This is a genomic window from Amycolatopsis sp. NPDC051903, from assembly GCF_044452505.1.
In the GTDB taxonomy this organism is placed as follows: Bacteria; Actinomycetota; Actinomycetes; order Mycobacteriales; family Pseudonocardiaceae; genus Amycolatopsis.
This window is the reverse complement of the sequence record NZ_JBITBT010000008.1, coordinates 269,683-288,701: the sequence shown is the minus strand read 5'-3', so window position 1 is coordinate 288,701 and position 19,019 is coordinate 269,683. Positions and strand designations below refer to the sequence as shown.

Below are 19,019 nucleotides of genomic sequence, written 5' to 3'. Positions count from 1 at the left end.
CGCGAAAAAGAAGTAACACCACCACCCGAGACTCCTCGGGCAACGCACCACACGCGGCAGGGCCCCCTCCCACACCAGGAAGGGGGCCCTGCCGCATTTGTGTGCCACACACACCTCTCAGCGGCGGCTCGACCCCACCCACGATCCAGCTCCACCGGCGAATCCAGCCGCCTGGACCGCACCGTCCGCTGCTCCTCGCACTCGGGTCAGACCGGCGCCCGCGCCCGCCGAGCAGCGCTGAGCCCCTTTCCCTCCAGCCAGCCCGGCCCTTGCTCCGCAACGCGGCGCCAAGCCTTCGCCCTCCAGGCACGCGGCCCCCGCACAGCAGCGCCGAGCCCCTCGCACGCTGCCGCCCACAGTCCTCCACGTCCGAAATACCGGCGCCCGCGCCCACCAAGCAGCGCTGAGCCCTTTTCCCTCCAGTCAGCCGGCCCTGCTCCGCAACGCGCCCTTCGCTCTCTCCAGGCACGCCGGCCCCCACAAGGCAGCGCCAAGCCCTTCGCCCGCTGCGGCCCACCGTCGTCCACGTCCGAAACACCGGCGCCCGCGCCCACCAACCAGCGCTGGGCCCTTTCCCTCCAATCAGCCCGGCCCCTGCTCCGCAACGCGGCGCCAAGCCCTTCGCCCTCCTGGCACACCCGCCCACAAGGCAGCGCCAAGCCCCTCGCACGCTGCCGCCCACCGTCCTCCACGTCCGAAATACCGGCGCCCCATGAGGTCGCCCGATGCCCAAGACTTCGCGGACTCGTGCCTATTGGCGAGCCGAGACTGCTCCTCTTCGATGTGCCTTGAATCCACCGACACCGACGCCCCTCCACCGCCATTCGGCAGGCGAGGGATAACCAGCCAGGTCAACGCCGACTCGATCATCTCGAATGTCCGCGGCGCCGCAAGGCACACGCAGGAAGAGGCCGGCGACCCCCAGGATGCCGCCGCGACAACCGATGCGCCAGAAGTCCACTGCCATCCAGCGGGTCGCCACTTCCGGCCCGAGCCAGCGGACCCACCCCTTCGGCGACTCGCCTCGTACACCTCGACGCGGGACCTTCAACTACCCCCAGGCCTCTCCCCCACCACCTGCGACTTGCCCGGCCGCGCACGATCTGGACCCTCAGGCCCGCGAGCGCACATGCCGGCCGCGACGTGGTTCGCACCCAGCACCACGGCGCCGACGACACGTGCCCGCCTGCTGTTGCCGGTGCATCCCCAGACCGTTAACCACGGTTAGGCCGCAGCGCCACGCATTCCCCAGACGTCAGCACTCCAGACAATTTGGCTACGTTGGCTAAGCCTTTACAACCACACCGGACGCGGACCCTCTGACGTCGCCACTCGCACACGCCGAACGATGCTCTCCAGTCGGCTACGCACGAGTCAGCCGCGAGCTCTGCTGCCACAACACCCCGCCAGTCGGTCACACTGCGACTCACGCGCGCGACCGCATCGGCAGCACATCGCCATCGCTGCCGCCGCACCCCAACCACACGCTGCACCAACTGCGACTTGCCCATGTGATGCTCGCGGGCGAGACACAACGCAGCACGCTTCAGCCGGTGAGCCACCTCTGTACCTTGATGCGCCCAGCCTGACCCGCGCTTCGACGCGAGGGTGTCCCCGGGATCGCACCGACTGCGCCTCGCACTCGAAGCCGACAACGCATGGCACTGCTGACAGCGCCTGCCAGCTCGGAGCCGCACCCACAACGACTTGACCACGCCAAGAACCACAAAGCGGTGACAGATGCCCGAGCACGCACCAACGCGGCTCGCCCTCAAATCCGCAGCGCTGCCTGCGAAGCACGGCCATCGCCGTCAGCGCCCAGCCACCAAGCCACTGCCTTCGACTTGATCGTGCCCGAACCCCAATCCCCAGACCGACACGTCCCAGCTCACTTGCCCTGGGAGATGAGCTCGAAACCCGCCGCGCCGCAGCGCGCGGCCATCGCTCCCAACGAACCAACCAGCCCGCGTACTCACGACGACTTGATCGCGCCGCAGGAGCCGAGACCAATGCCGTGCTCGCTGCCCGCCCCAAACACTGAGCCGCATCCGCTGCTCGTTGTGCCCAAACCCCGCGGCGCCAGCTGCCCACTACCAGCGCCGGCAGCGCACCCAGCTTGCATCCCTCGGGCTACTACGACTCATCGCGTCCGCAGTCCGCGAGCTGGCGGCATAGACCCGACTTCGCTGCCCGCCTCACAAGTACGTTGGACCGACCGCGCCTGGCGCGCGAACCCACATGGCCACCTGCACGAAGCAGGTGCTGACAGCACACCCCTCGATCACGAGGTGCCCTGCTGCGACTTCGTCTCGCCCGAAGCCGTGCGAGTCGGAGGCACCAGACCGAAGTCGTTGCCGCCTCGAAGTAAGCCAGACCAACCGTGGCTGGCGCGCTAAACCCTCTGCGCCTGAAGCGCACGACCGTCGCTACCAGCGCACCCCAGACCAAAGGCCCCGCACGCCACGACGTGGCCCAGGTTCTCTCTCCCCCAAGCCTGCGGAGGTGAGCCGCGGCAGGCGGCGAACTCGAAACCGCCGCATCAGAGCAGCGCGGCTGTTGCCGCCAGCGCACGCCAGACCAGCCCCACAACTTGATCGGGAGCGAAGTCACGATGCACGAGGTACCGGCCCGCGCTTGTTCACCCTGCCGCTGAAGGCCAGTCGCCCAACGTGCCTCGCTCGCATCGAACCCCCGGCGCCGGCCCGAGGACTGTAGCCAGGACACCTCGACGGTGCGCCGCATCGGCGAAGCCAAGGGCCGTGGGTCTTGCCGTCGCAAAACCTCAAGCTCCGGCCGCCGAGAAACGGCGGTGTAACGGTCGGAGGCGTGACTGCTCCAGCGGAGGTGGGCGACTCGCGAGTCGCGCGGGCCGTGTCGGCTGCGGCTCGGCCCAGCGAAAGCGGCCGCAGGGTAGGGGCGGCGTTGCGCGCGTGCTCCGTTCACTGAGCCATGGTTCCGATGCGCGCTGGCCTCGCTCACCTCGTTACCGGCACAGCCCTTGGTTCGGTGCGCGACGTTCGGCCTGGTGGCAGCCGACCCACGGACCGGGCCGCACGCTCGCGCCGGAGCAACTCCAGCCCGAGCGTGCGATCCGATCGCCACGCCCGGGAAGCGAGACTTCACCGCATGCAGGATCGCCCTGGCAAAGTCGGCTCTTACGGAGAGCTTCGGCACGGCGAATGTCCGCGGTGAGGAAACGAAGTGACAATCAATGCCGTTGACGCGATTGTATTCGCACTGATTCGATCGGGAACGTTATTGATTTCGCGCAGGACAATAGAGAAAAACAACGACGTTCTCCCGCCGCACGTGAGCCATGTCGCAGCGAGGAGCCCGGGCACCCGAGCGGCGAAGACCAGCCCCGGACGACGGCCGGAGTCGTCCCAGGCCCGTCGACCGAGCCCTCAGACAACCGGGAGGCCGACGCGCCCTGCAAGCCCCGCAGCGGCCACTCCAGCCGCCCGCAGATCCGCACGTCGGGGGCGCCTCGCCGTCCCGTGTAGACACCCACGTGCGCCAAGCCGGCGAACCCTCGAAACGCCAAAAACCCAGGTCCACAACTTCTGGAACCTGGGTGGCGACTCGATGTACCCCCGATGGGATTCGAACCCACGCTACCGGCGTGAGAGGCCGGCGTCCTAGGCCGCTAGACGACGGGGGCTTAGGATCTTCCCCGTTTCCGGGGAGCTATTCGGTTTTTCTTGCTGGAGAGAACTTACCAGAGGCGATTTCTCGCCCTGCAGGGGGGTCACTCTCCGCAGCTGGGGTACCAGGACTCGAACCTAGACTAACTGGACCAGAACCAGTCGTGCTGCCAATTACACCATACCCCAGTGAGGCGCTTTCCCGGTTTGAGCCGGTTCAGCACCGCACGAGGAGAAATACTAGAGCACGCCGTCCCGCACCCTGGAAGCGGGGGTCCCCGCGGCGCGCTGGGCGGGGACGCCGACGGTCGCGTACTCGGAAACCAGCAGCTCAGGCAGCTCATCAAGGCTGGTGACCGTGTGTACACCGACCGGGGGGCGTTCACCGGTGCGGGCGGTGCCGTCGCGGTCGAGCCAGACGGCGCCCAGACCGGCGGCGTGGGCGCCGATGGCGTCGGTGTCGAGCTTGTCGCCCACGTGCACCGTCTGGGCCGGGTCGCAGCCCAGGCCGAGGCACACCGAGTGGAACATCACGGGGTCGGGCTTCGCGACGCCGACCTCGCCCGCGATGGCGACGTGGTCGAAGAACGGCGCCAGCCCGAGGTCCGCGATCTTGCGCCGCTGGTGCGCACCTGAGGCGTTCGTCACGGCCGCCAGCAGCAGCCCGGCGGCGCGCAGCCACTCGAGGCAGGGCAGCACGTCGTCGAACAGCTGCCACGACGTGGCCAGGATCTCGCGCCGGCGCGCCTCGAACGCGGTCACCTGGGCGGAGTCGGCCGAGATGCCGAGCTCGGCGAGGAAGCACTCGGTGCGGCGGTGGTGCATCACGCCGTACTCGAGCTTCCCCGCGACGACCAGCGCGACGTGCTCCTCGGTGATCAAGTCCCACAACGGCCAGAGGTCACTCCGGCCGGTCAGCGCGTGGAGGCTGCGGCGGATCGCGGCGGTGCAGTCGATGAGCGTGTCATCGATGTCGAGGCACACCAGACGCAGCTCCGGAGGCGCCCAGGGTTCGGGCACAACAGGTGCTCCGGGGGCGGTTCGCGAGGGGGTCGGGGGTGCCACGGCGAAATCCACCCAGTGAGGCTAGGGCACTCGCCGCGTTCGCAACGCGGCCAAAAAGGTGATAACGGCTCCGCTGATCCGGCGCACGGCGTCTACTCCCGGTGCGGGGAAAGTGGTCATCCGGTTACTACACCGGAATCCGGGCCAGCCGGGTGAGTGAACCGTTTCGTACGCCGGCAATGAAACGGTTCAACGGATCACTCTGCCCCGAAACGGTGCGCGAACGGGCACCGTTCCCTCCCGCTTCAGTCCCGTGTGGACAGTCGCGGCCGCGCCGCTTGACTCGTCGGCCCCCCGGGTGCATCCTGTCCTTATTCAACGCATGATGAAAAGGGGGCTGAGTCAGATGGCCGAACGCACGAGGTGTGTGATCGTCGGAGGTGGACCGGCCGGCATGGTCGCCGGGCTGATCCTCGCGAGGGCCGGCGTCGAGGTGACGGTGCTCGAGAAGCACCCCGATTTCCTGCGCGACTTCCGCGGTGACACGGTGCACCCCTCCACCCTGACGCTGCTCGACGAGCTCGGCCTCGGCGACAAGTTCGACGCCATTCCGCACAGCGAGCTCACCGACGTCGGCTTCCCCACCGAAGGTGGCGGTCTCCTGAAGATCGCCGACATGAAACTGTTGAACGTTCCACACCCGTACATCGCGATGGTGCCGCAGTGGGACTTCCTCGATTTGCTCGCCGAATCCGCGCAGAAGGAGCCGACGTTCACCCTCCGCCTGCAGACGGAGATGACCGACCTGCTCCGCTCGGGCAACCGCGTCACGGGCGTGCGGTACCGCGCCGCCGACGGCACCGAAGGCGACCTCGAGGCCGACCTCGTCATCGCCGCCGACGGGCGCTGGTCCCTCGCCCGCCGCGCCGCCGGGCTCGAGCCGCGGGAGTTCGACTGCCCGTTCGACGTCTGGTGGTTCCGCCTTTCCCGCCACGACGGCGAAGCCGGCGCGATGCTCACGCCGCGGATGCACCGCCGGCGCTTCGCCGTGCCCCTCCCCCGCACGGGCTACTTCCAGATCGCCTACCTCGCACCCAAGGGCGACGATCTGCGCGCCGCCGGCATCGAGGAATTCCGCCGCGGCGTCGTCGACATCTGCCCCGAATTCGCCGACCGCGTCGACGAACTGGAAACCATGGACGACGTGAAGTTCCTCGACGTCCGCCTCAACCGCCTGCACCGCTGGCACGTCGACGGCCTCCTGTGCATCGGTGACGCGGCCCACGCCATGTCGCCTGTCGGCGGCGTCGGGATCAACCTCGCGGTACAGGACGCCGTTGCCACCGCGACGATGCTGGCCGACCCGCTGCTGCGCGGCCGACCCACGCCCGACGACCTCGCGAAGGTCCGCACCCGCCGCCTCTTGCCGACGATCGCCGTGCAGAAACTGCAGCAGCTCCTGCACCGCGGCGTCATGCGCCCGGTCATGAGCGGTCGCCGCGACGGCCCGCCGGAGCAGATGATCGCGTTGTTCACGAGGTTCCCGAAGCTCGCGTACATGCCCGGACGCCTGCTGGGCGTGGGTTTCCGGCCCGAGCACGCCCCGGGCTTCGCGCGCAGGGCGATGGAACCCGCCACGAAGTAGGCGTCATCGCGTGGCCTCGACGCGTTTGCGCAGCCGCGTGACGAGGCCACGCCCGATCGGGCGGCCCAGCGGCGACACGGCCTTCGCGAAGGGACCCCTGAGCGCGCCGAGGAACGCGAACCGGGTGCCGCCGTCCGCCGCGGGCGCGGCGGCCATTCCGCCGACCACCCGGCGGCTCTGCATGACGCACCAGCCCGTGTCGAGCACCACCTCGAACCGCTCGTGCAGACCGAAGTGCCCCACGATGTCGACCTCGAAGCGTGGACCGTCGGGCGGAAGCGGGCGCAGCGAACGGATGGTGCGGGCGATCTGCGGCAGCTCGTGCTCGAGGTCCGCCGCGACGTCCCACACCGACGCGAACGGGGCCTCGACCTCAGTCTCTTCGACGAACGCGCCCGGCAGCGCCGCCGCGAGTACGCGCAGCCGGGCGATCGTGTCGAGGTCTGCCGTGGGCCAGATCATCGCGACCACTCCTTTCGAAAACTGAGCCGTGCGCGGGAAAGGCGCGATTTCACCGTGCCCGCCGGCACCTTCAGCAGTTCCCCGACGGTCCGCTCGTCCAGACCTTCCAGGTCGCGCAGCACCAGAATCGCGCGGTGCTCCGGTCTCAGCCGGTCGAGGACGTCGCGGACGTCGACGGCGAGCGCGGGATCACCGGGCGCCGGCAGGTCGAGCGGCAGCCCCGGCACGGCCCGTTTCGACCGTCGTGCGACGCGCACCGCCTCGCGGACGGCGATGGCGCGCACCCAGCCGTACAACGCCGCGGGTTCGGTCAGCTGCCGCAGGTTCCGGAAGACGGCGATCAGCGCTTCCTGGGTCGCGTCCGGGCCGTCGTCGAGCGCGATCGGACCGCACAGCCGGCCGACGTACGGCGTGAGCACGCCGAGCAGCTCCTGCATGGCGAGCGCGTCGCCACGCTGGGCGGCGCGCACCAGCTCGTCGGGTTCGGACACTGCGGCTCCTCGGTCGGGGGTGGTCTTTCGCCGTGAAAGAGGAGCTTCGGCGGCGAAAGGTTCCACGGAATCTTCAAATTTTTCGAGGGAACCTTCGACGCCGTCCCCGCCTCTTCAAGGGCAAAAGAGAGAAAGGAGGGCACCATGACCCGCCCGCTGCCCGAAGTCCCCGGCGTGACCCACCGGTTCGCCGAAGCCGGCGACGTCCGGCTCCACGTCGCCGAAGCCGGTGCCGGCTCGCCCGTCGTGCTGCTGCACAGCTTTCCGCAGCACTGGTACACCTGGCGCGACGTGATCCCCGGCCTCGCCACCGTCCGCCGTGTGTTCGCGCCCGACTTCCGGGGAGCGGGCTGGTCGGACGCGCCCCGCAGGGGCTACGACACCACCGCTCGTGTCGACGACCTGCTGCACCTGCTCGACGCACTCGGCCTGGACCGCGTCGAGGTGGTCTCCCACGGCTGGGGTTCGTGGGCGGCCTTTTTCCTCTCCCTCCGCGCACCCGACCGCATAGCCACGCACCTCGCGCTGAACATGACGCACCCGTGGCCGGCACGGCGGGCGCTACGCACGCAGGCCTGGCGGTTCTGGCACACCGCGCTGTGGGAGTACCCCTTGCTGGGTCCCGCGGTGCTGCGCCACTGGCCGGCGCTGACGCGTTTCCTCCTGCGCCGCTGGGGAATGACGTCGGCGGACGCGCTCGAGGAGTTCGTCGCCGACAGCCGCCTACCCGCGCACGCCCGCGCGGGCCAAGCTCTCAACTGGAGTTTCGTCACGCACGACATCGCGCGGCTGGGGCGTCACCCCGATCCGCTCACCGTGCCCACGGAGATCCTGCTCGGCCGCGACGACGTGGTCGTCCCGCCGGCCCTGCTGGCCGGAGCCGCTCCCCCGGCGGCCGATCTCCGCATCCGCATCCTCGACGACTGCGGGCACCTCATTCCCGAACAACGGCCCGATGCGGTCGTCGCGGCCGCCCGGAGCGTGCGAAGTCGTGGAGACTCCGTGACATCAGTCACCCGGTCCGGTGACGACAGAGGCCCGCCGGTTTCCTCGGCGAGGGACCGGCGGGCCTCGGGAACAGTGCGGGATCAGACGTCCTGGACCGGGTTGGTCAGGGTGCCGATGCCTTCGATGGTGATCGACACGGACTGGCCGTCGACGATCGGGCCGACGCCCTCGGGCGTGCCGGTGAGGATGATGTCGCCGGGCAGGAGCGTCATGACACCGGACACGAACTCGACGAGCTCCGGCACCTTGTGCACGAGGTCGGACGTGCGGCCATCCTGCTTGACCTCGCCGTCGACCTCGCTGCGCAACGCGAGGTCGGCCGGGTCGACCGCCGTCTCGATCCACGGGCCGAGCGGGCAGAACGTGTCGAAGCCCTTCGCGCGGCCCCACTGGCCGTCGGACTTCTGGAGGTCGCGGGCGCTCACGTCGTTGGCCACGGCGTAGCCGAGGATCGCGCTCGCGGCGCGGTCGGCCGACACGTTGCGCACCGGCTGGCCGATGACGATGGCGAGCTCGCCTTCGAAGTCGATGCGGCCGACGTCGCGCGGGCGGCGGATCGGCACGTTGGGCCCGATCACCGTTGTGGACGGCTTGATGAACAGCATCGGCGCCGCCGGCACCTCGTTGCCGAACTCGGCCGCGTGCTTCGCGTAGTTCCGGCCGACGGCGATGACCTTCGACGGCAGGATCGGCGCGAGCAGGCGGACGTCGGCGAGGGGCCACCGCTTGCCGGTGAAGTTCGGCTGGCCGAACGGGTGCTCGGCGATCTCGAGCACTTGGGCGTCGTCGCCCTCGCCCTCGATCGAAGCGAACGCGACACCACTGGGATGAGCAATACGAGCTAGACGCACGGGGGCCAGTCTACGTACGCCGTGCCGTCGGCGCTCGCCCCTGGCAGCGCGAACGGTCCCGACGCGCTGCCGCGGAGCGAACGGGCCGATCGCTCCGGCCTCGACCTGCGGATCGGCGGCCGGAAGCGGCGCGAGTGGCCCGTTCGCCCGGCTTCTCGGCTGATTTCCTCGACCGCGACAGGGCGGTGGGCAAACCTTTCGGGACAGCACCCGTTCCACCACCGAACCCGCCGCCACACCGAACCCGCCGCCACACCAAACCCATCCCCGCACCGAACCCGAGATGAGCCCAGGAAAGGAGGGAGCCGATGAACAGGTGCGAACCGTGCGCTCCCTGACGTGCTGCGGCGCGGGACTTCGTCGCGCGAAGCAGAACCGCCAGGCCGTTGAGCGACGAGGCTCGGCGTTCAGCCGCGAGTCGCCGCGAAACCCGGGACGCGGTTTCGAGCTCGGCCGCGAATCGTCGGGCGCTCGGTGAGGCGGGGACAGCCGTGCGGTCAGCCGCGGGCGGTGAGGCTCTTGTGGACGAGGGCGTCGCACATGGCCATCCAGCTGGCTTCCACGATGTTGCCGTGGACGCCGACCGTGGTCCACTCGCGTTCGCCGTCGCTGGATTCCAGGAGGACGCGGGTGACGGCGTGGGTGCCGGGATTGGAGGGCAGGATGCGCACCTTGTAGTCGGACAGCTCCACGGAGTCCAACCAGGACAGGTGGGGGCTAAGGGCCTCGCGCAGGGCGGCGTCGAGGGCGTGCACCGGGCCGTTGCCTTCGGCGGTGGCGATGACGCGGTGGCCGTTGACGTGGACCTTGACCGTCGCTTCGGAGCCGACTTCGCCGTTGTGGCGGTGGTCGAGGACGACGCGGTAGGACTCGAGGCGGAAGGGCGGCGCCGCGGGCTCCTCGCCGGACACGTCTTCGACTTCACGGCGCAGCAACAGCTCCAAGGAAGCGTCGGCGGCCTCGAACGACCAGCCTTCGGCTTCGAGGTCCTTCACCTTCTGCACGGCGTTCGTCAGGGCTTCGGGCCGGCCGGCAAGGTCGACCCCGAGTTCACGTCCCTTGAGCTCGAGGCTGGCCCTGCCGGCCATCTCCGTGACCAGTACCCGCATGCCGTTGCCGACTGAAGACGGATCGATGTGGTTGTACAACAACGGATCCACCTTGATCGCGCTCGCGTGCAGCCCCGCCTTGTGGGCGAAGGCAGACGACCCGACGTAGGCCTGGTGGGTGTCGGGTGCGAGGTTCGCGATTTCGGCAAGCGCATGGGAGACGCGGGTGAGCTCGGCGGTCCCTCCGGTCGGGAGGACCTCCATTCCGAGCTTGGTCACGAGGTTTCCCGTCACGGCGAACAGGTCGGCGTTGCCGGCCCGCTCCCCGTAACCGTTCGCGGTGCACTGGACGTGCGTCGCGCCGGCCTGCACCGCGGCGATGGAGTTCGCGACGGCGCAGGAAGTGTCGTCCTGGCAGTGGATTCCCAAGCGGAACCCGGTCTTGTCCTTGACCTCGCGAACGGTTTCCGCGAGGCCGAGCGGCAGCTGGCCGCCGTTGGTGTCGCACAGCACGAGGACGTCGGCGCCTGCCCCGGCGGCGGCGTCGAGTACTCGCAACGACGTTTCGGGCGAGAAGGCGTACCCGTCGAAGAAGTGCTCGGCGTCGAGGAAGACGCGGCGGCCTTCGCCGGTCAGGAACGCGACGGTGTCGCGGACCATGGCGCAGGCCTCGTCGACGTCGACGCGCAGCGCGCGTTCGATGTGGCGCAGGTCGCTCTTCGCCACGAGGGTGACGACCGGGGCTTCGGCGTCCAGGAGGGCACGGACCTGGGGGTCCTCCGACGCGCGGGTGCCTGCCTTCCGCGTGGCCCCGAACGCGACGAGCGCAGCGTGCTTGAGCTGCAGCTCGCCCTTCGCGGCGCGGGCGAAGAACTCGGTGTCCTTCGGGAGCGCCCCCGGCCAGCCGCCTTCGATGAAGCCCACGCCGAGCTCGTCGAGCAGCCTCGCGACGGCGAGCTTGTCCGCGACGGAGTACGTGATGCCTTCACGCTGGGCGCCGTCGCGCAGGGTCGTGTCGTAGAGGTGGAAGGCGTCGCCGAGCGGGGTTCCGGCGGGCTCCGTGCGGGTCACGGTGTCTCCTTGTGGCGGGCAAAGCTGTTTCTGGCAACAAAAAAACCTCCCGCATGGGTGCGAGAGGTTGCGCGCCGGAAGCTCTTGTGGAGCGTCTATCCGGCGCGCTCGGCGATAATGATCGAGATGGCGGTCATGGTTTGCATGATGCCACAGCTGCGCGAGGCTTCCAAGTCCCGGGCGGCGCTTCTCACTTCCTGGGAGGCGATCGTCGAGGTGCGCGGCCGGAAACGCGCCCAGTGCTGCAGCGACGCGTTGCACCGACCCTTGCCGTGGTGGCGATGGCCGGGCGGGCTGCCACGCGGCGACAACACGTCGCTCGGTCCGAGCCAACGCGCCGGACCGGCGACCGACTCCGGATCAGCAAGAAGGCGGCGCAGCGCTCGCACGGCGTCCGGGAAACTCGCGTCACGATGGCGACTCCCGAGCAGCAGTCGCCCAGGGGTACGCGGCGCCGCCCCATAGTCCATTGTGGACATCAAGGCGATTCATCCAGCCGCTCAGGCGGGGGGGGGCGAACATCAGCTCCGTGATGTCGATTTCTCTGCGACATCACCGGCCGATCACCGGATGACCGTCGACGCGGCACCACTGTCCCTTTTGGACGCTTGAGGCCGAGCGCGGTCGCGATGAGCGTGGCAGCGCGGACTGTCGTCCTCTGACTCAAGCTGCGCGAACAACAGCTGGACCGGACGAACATCGGATCCGCCGCCACGAGGGACGCGAGCGTTGTCGACTTGTCGTTGCCGCGGGTTGAGCACCACCACGTGACCGACACGGAGGGACAACCCATCGGCGCGACCCCAACCATTCGGGGTTCACGAAGGAAACCGCCAGCCGTCTTCCGGGGGTGAGGTCGTCTCCCGTGGACCGAGATGGGACGGGAGCGACGCGGCAGACCGCGGCAGGCGGGCCCAGAGAAACAGAGCGAGACGAAACAGGTAACGGGCTGGTCCGCAGTCGGCAAACTCAGACTACGGACCAGCCCACACCGTTGCGAGTCGGCGCCGGTACTCGACCGGCTCCCGCAGCAGGGCTTCCGGAGAAGACCTCAGCCGGCCGTGCGGACGTTCGACGAGACGAGCGCGGCGAGCCGGTCGCCGATCGCCTGGGTCGTGCCGGGGGACGCCTGGTCGCGGGTGGCGAGGTCGAAGGCGACCGACGCCTCGATGCGGCGGGCCGCTTCCTTGTGGCCGAGGTGGTCGAGCAGCAGCGACACGGACAGCACGGCGGCGGTCGGGTCGGCGAGACCCTGGCCGGCGATGTCGGGGGCGCTGCCGTGGACCGGCTCGAACATGCTCGGGTTGCGGCGCGTGATGTCGAGGTTGCCGCTGGCCGCGAGGCCGATGCCGCCGGTCACGGCGGCCGCCAGGTCGGTGAGGATGTCGCCGAACAGGTTGTCGGTGACGATCACGTCGAAGCGGGACGGGTCGGTGACCAGGTGGATGGTCGCGGCGTCCACGTGGGAGTACGCGACGGTCACGTCGGGGTGCTCGAGCGAGGCCTCCTCGACGATGCGCGACCACAGCGACCCGGCGTACTCCAGCACGTTGGTCTTGTGCACCAGGGTCAGGTGCTTGCGCGGCCGCTCCTCGGCGCGGTTGAACGCGTCGGCCACCACGCGGCGGATGCCGAACGCGGTGTTGACGCTGACCTCGGTCGCGACCTCGTGCTCGGTGTCCTTGCGCAGCAGGCCACCGTTGTTCGTGTACGGCCCCTCAGTGCCTTCGCGCACCACGATCATGTCGACCTCACCGGGGTCGGCCAGCGGGCCGCGCACGCCCGGGTAGAGCCGCGCCGGGCGCAGGTTCACGTGGTGGTCGAGCTCGAAGCGCAGGCGCAGCAGCAGGCCGCGCTCGAGGATGCCGCTGGGCACCGTCGGGTCGCCGACCGCGCCGAGCAGGATCGCGTCGTGCTGGCGGAGCTCGCCGAGCACCGATTCCGGGAGCAGCTCCCCCGTCGAGTGCCACCTCGCGGCACCGAGGTCGTAGTTCGTGATCTCCGCCGTCGGTGCTACTTCACCGAGCACCTTGAGCGCCTCGGAGACCACCTCGGGCCCGATCCCGTCACCTGGGATCACCGCGAGCCGCATCCACACACCTCCGTAGACCAGGCCACCGAACGCACCGATGGCCCATCCGCAAGAAAACGCCAGCAGCGGAAGGTTACCGGCCGTAGACAAGACGCCGTAGCCGCACCACCCTTATGCCGCATCCTCCCGCAGGGTGAGACACCTGAACGGGTGAAAGACAAAGGGGGCTTCCCGGGCTGGACCGCCCCGAAAAGCCCCCTTGTCCCGCCATTCGGGGAAGGCCCGCCGGCGAACCGGGCCATCCCCGAACGGAGGATCCCGTCACCCCGCCTGGGCGGGTGACGGGGATGCCGCTACGGCCGCGTGACGGCCGACTCCACTCGCACCACGCCGGCCCGCGAGCCGGTCGCGTTGTGGTGCTCGATCGCCAGCAGGCCCTTCGCCTTGTCGCCGGCGGCAGCCGCGGGGTTGCGAGTGACGACGAGCGCCGTACCCGGCTTCGCGACGTACGCCAGGGCCGCGTCGCCGCCGCCCTGCACCGAGAACGCGGGGTTCAGCGCGTCGAACGACAGCGGCGTGCCGACGAAGTCGATCAGCCCGTCGGTGCTGCCCGGCGCGACGTAGTACCCCGCGGTGCCGACCGTGTAGCTGATCCGGTGCGACGCGGCGTTCGGGTCGATGCCCAGCGCGGCGATGCTGACGGGCAGCACCAGCACGTCGGTGTCGAACGCGTTGGTGTCCACGTCGCCCAGCTGCCCGTTGACCGCCTGCAGGTCGACCGTCGGGTTGCCCGGCTGCGTGAGCGACACCGTGGCCGACAGCAGCACGTCCGTGCCCGTCGCCTTCGTCACGAAGGTCTCGAAGTCCGGCTTGCCGTCGCCCGTGGTGTCGATGTCGACGAACGGGATGGTGTTGCTGCCGATGTTCGCGAAGTCGCCCCACGTGGTGACACCGAAGGCGAGCATCGCGTTCTGCGCGTCACCCTGCTGCTTCGCGAGCGGAGCCGTCGACGCCGCGCCGATGTAGCGCAGGTCGCCGCCCTTCGCGGTGTCGTTCAGCGTGCAGTCGGTCGTGACACCCGCCTCGCACTCCGGCAGCTGCGGCGATTCCGCCTGCAGCTCCAGGACGCTGATCAGCGAGCGGTAGCGCTGCGCGCCACTGCCCTGGTCGAGGCCCTTGCCGCCGAGGTTCAGCACCGCCTGGTCCTGCCGGCCGAAGCGCAGCGACGCGGGCGTCGTGATGGCCGCGACCGGTTTCGGCGCCGAGTACACGGCCACCCGCAGCGGCACCGTGGCGCCGTCCTTCGGAGTGAAGGCGACGTGGCCCGAGGCGTCGGCCACGAACTGGCGGGCGAGCCCGGCCTGCGCGGCCTCCATGGTCGGGTCCATGACCTTGCGCAGCGCGTTCGGGTCGGTGATCCGCAGCGTCACCTTGACCGTCGCGGTCCCGCGCGGGTTGAGCTCCACCGAGCTCTTGTTCACGGAGTACGCCACGCCGGGCAGCGAGTTCACGGCCTCGTAGCCGACCGAGTACTCCACCGGCTTCACGCCCTTGTTGACGACCTTGATCGTCTTCGACAGCGTGACCGGACGGGCCACCTCGACGTCGCCGAAGGTGACGCTGACGGCGCCCGGGTCGTCCAGCACGTAGGCGAGGACCTGGTTGTCCAGCGCCGCCTTGGCGTCGATGCGGCCGGTGCCCACGCGCTGCGGCGCGTAGGTGTGGCCCGCGCCGTCGGTGATGTCGTGCGCGGCCGAGCCGACGACGTCGGCCTTGACCTCTTCGACGTTCCAGTCGGGGTGCGTCTGGCGGACCAGCGCCGTGATGCCCGCGGTGTGCGGCGTCGCCATCGACGTGCCCGAGATGGACAGCCTGCCGTTGCCACTGCCGCGGAACGCCGACGTGATCGTGTCACCGGGCGCCGCAAGGTCCGGCTTCACCGCCGGGCCGCGCCCGCCGCGCGAGGTGAACGAACTCGGGGTGTCCACGATGGACTTGTCGGTGGTCTGCAGGCTCGCCCGGCCGGCGCCGAAGAAGCGGACGGCCAGCGTGCCCGCGGTCAGGCCCGGCCGCACCGCGGTCGTCGCCTTGCCCGTGAGCTGGAACATCGGCACGCCCGCGTTGCCCGCGATGCCGGCGGCGGGGTGCTCCAAAGTGGACGAGAGCAGCACGCCCTTCGCGCCCGCAGCCTGCGCGTTGTTGGCGCGCGCGGCCGAACCGCAGGCGCGGGTGGCGTCGTTGTCGTCCCACTCCAGCCACGCGATCTTGCCCGCGACCTTCGCCTTGTCCTCGGCGGAGAACGCCGCGCAGCCCGCGTTGTTGGCAGCCGAGATCGGCACGACGGGCGCGGTCAGGTCGAGCGTGTCGTAACCGGTGTAGTCCTGGCTGTACTGACCCGGCTGCTGGCCCTGGATCGGCGCGGTGACCTCGAGCGCGTCCTTCAGCTCGCCGGCGTCGCGGCTGCTGGCGACGGTGAGCGCCTCGGGCGTGTTGCCCGGCGAGCCCGCCACGTCGTTGAGGTCGCCGCCGTTGCCCGCCGCGATGACCGGCAGGACACCGTTCTGCGCGAGCTTGCGCACGAACAGCGAGTCGGGGTCGTCGGGCGCGCCGAAGTCGCTGCCCAGCGACAGGTTGACGATGTCGAGGTGGTCGGTGAAGTCACCGTCGCCGTCGGGGTCGAGCGCCCAGTCCAGCGCCTGCGACGTGACGTTCGTGGAGCCCGTGCAGCCGAAGACCTTGATGGCGTACAGCAGCGCCTTCGGTGCCGTGCCCGGCCCGATCTTCATGGCGTCGAGCTTGTTCTTGTTCAGCTTCTTGTAGTCGCCGGTGAACGTGGAGCCGTCGGCGTTCACGCCGAAGCCCGCGATGGTGCCGGCGACGTGCGTGCCGTGCTCGCCGCACGCGATGGGGTTGGGGTCCGGCTTCGGCGTCGGCGAGCCGGTCTTGCCGGCGGAGTCGTAGTCGTCGCCGACGAGGTCCGTGCCGCCGATGACCTTGGCGCTCGGGAACAGCGGCGACGGTTTGGTCCGGTCCACGCCCTGGTACGCCGCCGGGGTGCCGGGGCCGCCGAAGTCGGCGTGGGTGTAGTCGATGCCGTCGTCGATCACACCGACGCGGATGCCGTCACCGAACTTGCCGGTCTGCTGCCAGCTCGCGAGCGTGTTGGTCAGCTGCGCCGCGCTGGCGTTGGTCTTGGTCTTCGGCACGACCGTGCGCACCGAAACGACATCGGGCCGCTTCGCGAGCTCGCGGATCTTCGCCGCGTCGGCGGTGACCACGGCCCCGGCGACGGCGTTCGCGGTCTGGGTGACCAGCATCGCGGCTGCGTCGGCCTTCTTCAGCTGGCCGACGACCGAGTTCACGGCGGCGGCCACGTCGGCCTTCGCGGCGCGCGCGGCCTGCTTGGCCCGCTCCTTGCCGGCGCCCTTGCCCTGCTCGGCGTTGAACGCGTCGACGGCCGGCTTCTTCGCCAGCTCCACGAACGCGGTGATCGGGCCCCGCGCGGCGCTCAGCCGCGGCGAGATCTTGCCCTGCAACCCCGCGGCGCCGACCTTCGCCGGCGCGACCGGGTCGGCGAGCGGCGCGTCCTGCGCGGACGCACCCGAAGCCGTAGTAATGGCCGCGGCCAGCACGAGTGCTGAAACCGCGGCCGTCGAACGGGCAGCCCACCCGGGTAACCGGGATCTGCTCATGAGTACCCAACCCCTTACTCGAGGCCTGCCTCGCGAACCTGCCCGAGCGTTCCCGCACACCACCCCCGACAGGTGAGCCCGGACGCCGCGCCGTGCTCTCACGGCGCGTGGTTCTGCCTCGCGGCAAGAACCTAGCTGCCCGAAACACCTACTTTCGTGCCGAAAAAGCTCCGTTATGCGAATGTTGCCGGTCTGACCGGAGCCGGGCAAAGAAAAACCCCTCTCCCCGCCGCAAGACGGGGAAAGGGGCTTTCGGGAAACGGGTGGGACTAGTTGAAGTCCACCGAGCGGATGACGTGCGCACCCACGGTGGCGCCGATCGGCTCGAGCACGTTGCCGTCCACGTGGCGGTCGACGCGCAGCAGCATCACGGCGTCGGAGCCGTCGGTGGTCTGGCTGATCTGCGCGGCCTCGATGTTGATGCCGGCCTCACCGAGCAGCGTGCCGACGCGGCCCATCACGCCCGGGCGGTCCGGGTATTCGAGCAGCAGCACGTTGCCCTCGGCCCGCAGGTCGAAGTGGCGGCCGTTGACCTCGACGAGCTTCTCGACCTCGTCCTTGCCGGTGACCGAACCGGACACGGTCAGCGTCGCGCCGTCCGCGTGGACCGCGCGCACCGTGACGATGCTGCGGAACTTCGCGCTCTCGGTCTCGCTGACGAGGTCGACCTGCACCCCCAGCTCCTCGGCGAGCCGCGGCGCGTTGACGAAGGTGACCTGGTCGTCGACGACCCCGGCGAACACGCCGCGCAGCGCCGCGAGCTGCAGCACCGAAGTGTCCTCACTGGACAGCTCGCCTTTGACCTGGACGGTCACCGAGGTCGGCGCCTTCGGGCTCAGCGCCGTGAGCACCTTGCCCAGCTTCTGCGTCAGCGTCAGGTACGGCCGCACGTTGTCGCCGACGGAACCGCCGCCCGAGACGTTCACCGCGTCCGGCACGAAGTCGCCGCGCAGCGCCAGCAACACCGAACGCGCGACGTCGGTGCCCGCGCGGTCCTGGGCCTCGGAGGTCGACGCGCCGAGGTGCGGCGTGACCACGACGTTCGCCAGTTCGAACAGCGGGCTCGCCGTGGTGGGCTCGGTGACGAACACGTCGATGCCGGCACCGCCGACGTGGCCGCTGCGGATGGCGTCGGCCAGCGCTTCCTCGTCGACGAGGCCACCGCGCGCGGCGTTGACGATGATCACGCCCTGCTTGGTCTTCTTGAGCGCCTCGGCGTCGATGAGGCCCTTGGTCTCCGGGGTCTTCGGCAGGTGGATGGAAATCGCGTCGGCGCGGGCCAGCAGCTCGTCGAGCGGCACGAGCTCGATGCCGAGCTGGGCGGCGCGGGCGGCCGAGACGTAGGGGTCGTACGCGATCAGCTTCGTGCCGAACGCGGCGAGGCGCTGGCTGAACAGCTGGCCGATCTTGCCGAGGCCGACGACACCGACGGTCTTGCCGTTGAGCTCGACACCCGAGAACGAGCTGCGCTTCCACTCGCCGCCGCGCAGGCTCTGGTCGGCGGCCGGCACGCGCCGGGCGACCGAGAGCAGCAGGGCCACGGCGTGCTCCGCCGCCGAGACGATGTTGGACGTCGGGGCGTTGACCACCAGCACGCCGCGCTCGGTGGCGGCGGGCACCTCGACGTTGTCCAGCCCGACGCCGGCGCGGGCGACGACCTTGAGCTGCGTGGTCGCCCCGAGCACCTCGGCGTCGACCTTCGTGGCGGATCGCACCAGGAGCGCGTCGGCGCTCTTCACCGCCTCGAGCAGCGCGGGACGGTCCGTGCCGTCCACATGCCGGACCTCTACCTCGTCACCGAACACACTCAGCACGGAAGGAGCGAGCTTCTCCGCGATGAGGACGACGGGTTTGCTGGGGTTGGTCACGATGCGGCTCCCACTATCTGGTCACGAAATCGAGGACGCTCTGCTGCGGCGCACGCCGTTGTGCCCGGATGCGCGGGAGTTTAGCCGGGTTGGCGGCCCCGGTGCTGCCCGTGTTGTTAACTCGCTCGTAATCCGGTGAAAACACGGTCCCGGTGCCGGTCAGGGTCGTGGGGGTGTTCGACGGGCGCGAGTGCCGGGATG

10 protein-coding genes, 2 tRNA genes and 1 pseudogene are annotated in these 19,019 nt (G+C 69.9%); 2 read left to right on the top strand and 11 right to left on the bottom strand.

What is annotated here, in order from left to right; translation table 11 throughout:
* Nucleotides 1-3,588: 3,588 nt before the first annotated feature.
* From ACIA77_RS21035 to ACIA77_RS21025, 3 genes are all read right to left on the bottom strand, one after another.
* Nucleotides 3,589-3,661, bottom strand: a tRNA-Glu gene (locus ACIA77_RS21035).
* Nucleotides 3,662-3,761: 100 nt separating this feature from the next.
* Nucleotides 3,762-3,833, bottom strand: a tRNA-Gln gene (locus ACIA77_RS21030).
* A gap of 51 nt (nucleotides 3,834-3,884) precedes the next feature.
* Nucleotides 3,885-4,628 carry an HAD family hydrolase gene (locus tag ACIA77_RS21025; protein WP_395887598.1) on the bottom strand — a complete coding sequence of 248 codons (744 nt, stop codon included), beginning with the start codon at nucleotides 4,626-4,628 and terminating at the stop codon, nucleotides 3,885-3,887.
* Nucleotides 4,629-5,055: 427 nt separating this feature from the next.
* Between ACIA77_RS21025 and ACIA77_RS21020 the strand changes: the two genes are divergently transcribed.
* Nucleotides 5,056-6,294, top strand: coding sequence for an FAD-dependent oxidoreductase (locus ACIA77_RS21020; RefSeq protein WP_395887585.1), 1,239 nt, complete (start codon nucleotides 5,056-5,058; stop codon nucleotides 6,292-6,294).
* Nucleotides 6,295-6,297: 3 nt separating this feature from the next.
* Here ACIA77_RS21020 and ACIA77_RS21015 read toward each other — a convergent pair whose 3' ends face one another.
* Nucleotides 6,298-6,756 (bottom strand): hypothetical protein, encoded by a 459-nt coding sequence (locus tag ACIA77_RS21015; protein WP_395887584.1) that lies wholly within the window; start codon nucleotides 6,754-6,756, stop codon nucleotides 6,298-6,300.
* The gene (locus ACIA77_RS21010; protein WP_395887583.1) at nucleotides 6,753-7,247 is read right to left on the bottom strand and encodes an RNA polymerase sigma factor; all 495 of its coding nucleotides are present in this window, start codon (nucleotides 7,245-7,247) and stop codon (nucleotides 6,753-6,755) included. The genes ACIA77_RS21015 and ACIA77_RS21010 overlap by 4 nt, the downstream gene beginning before the upstream one ends.
* A gap of 144 nt (nucleotides 7,248-7,391) precedes the next feature.
* Here ACIA77_RS21010 and ACIA77_RS21005 point away from each other — a divergent pair.
* Nucleotides 7,392-8,207: pseudogene (locus ACIA77_RS21005) on the top strand (alpha/beta fold hydrolase); the annotation flags it as partial.
* A 128-nt stretch (nucleotides 8,208-8,335) separates the two neighbouring features.
* Here the strand turns inward: ACIA77_RS21005 and ACIA77_RS21000 are convergent.
* The 6 genes from ACIA77_RS21000 to serA form a co-directional block, all read right to left on the bottom strand.
* Nucleotides 8,336-9,106 carry a fumarylacetoacetate hydrolase family protein gene (locus tag ACIA77_RS21000; RefSeq protein ID WP_395887582.1) on the bottom strand — a complete coding sequence of 257 codons (771 nt, stop codon included), beginning with the start codon at nucleotides 9,104-9,106 and terminating at the stop codon, nucleotides 8,336-8,338.
* A gap of 497 nt (nucleotides 9,107-9,603) precedes the next feature.
* Nucleotides 9,604-11,226: a citramalate synthase gene (cimA, locus tag ACIA77_RS20995; RefSeq protein ID WP_395887581.1), complete on the bottom strand. Its 1,623-nt coding sequence runs from the start codon at nucleotides 11,224-11,226 to the stop codon at nucleotides 9,604-9,606.
* A 95-nt stretch (nucleotides 11,227-11,321) separates the two neighbouring features.
* Nucleotides 11,322-11,615: a hypothetical protein gene (locus tag ACIA77_RS20990; protein ID WP_395887580.1), complete on the bottom strand. Its 294-nt coding sequence runs from the start codon at nucleotides 11,613-11,615 to the stop codon at nucleotides 11,322-11,324.
* Nucleotides 11,616-12,277: 662 nt separating this feature from the next.
* Nucleotides 12,278-13,318 carry a 3-isopropylmalate dehydrogenase gene (locus ACIA77_RS20985; RefSeq protein ID WP_395887579.1) on the bottom strand — a complete coding sequence of 347 codons (1,041 nt, stop codon included), beginning with the start codon at nucleotides 13,316-13,318 and terminating at the stop codon, nucleotides 12,278-12,280.
* A 293-nt stretch (nucleotides 13,319-13,611) separates the two neighbouring features.
* The gene (locus ACIA77_RS20980; RefSeq protein ID WP_395887578.1) at nucleotides 13,612-16,950 is read right to left on the bottom strand and encodes a S8 family serine peptidase; all 3,339 of its coding nucleotides are present in this window, start codon (nucleotides 16,948-16,950) and stop codon (nucleotides 13,612-13,614) included.
* Between the two features lie 269 nt (nucleotides 16,951-17,219).
* Nucleotides 17,220-18,818: a phosphoglycerate dehydrogenase gene (gene serA, locus ACIA77_RS20975; RefSeq protein WP_395887576.1), complete on the bottom strand. Its 1,599-nt coding sequence runs from the start codon at nucleotides 18,816-18,818 to the stop codon at nucleotides 17,220-17,222.
* Nucleotides 18,819-19,019 lie beyond the last annotated feature (201 nt).

Excerpts from the sequence above, each read along its gene's own strand:
- ACIA77_RS21020 (WP_395887585.1), top strand. The coding sequence starts at position 5,056 with ATGGCCGAACGCACGAGGTGTGTGATCGTCGGAGGTGGACCGGCCGGC.
- ACIA77_RS20980 (WP_395887578.1), bottom strand. The coding sequence starts at position 16,950 with ATGAGCAGATCCCGGTTACCCGGGTGGGCTGCCCGTTCGACGGCCGCG.
- ACIA77_RS21015 (WP_395887584.1), bottom strand. The coding sequence starts at position 6,756 with ATGATCTGGCCCACGGCAGACCTCGACACGATCGCCCGGCTGCGCGTA.
- ACIA77_RS20985 (WP_395887579.1), bottom strand. The coding sequence starts at position 13,318 with ATGCGGCTCGCGGTGATCCCAGGTGACGGGATCGGGCCCGAGGTGGTC.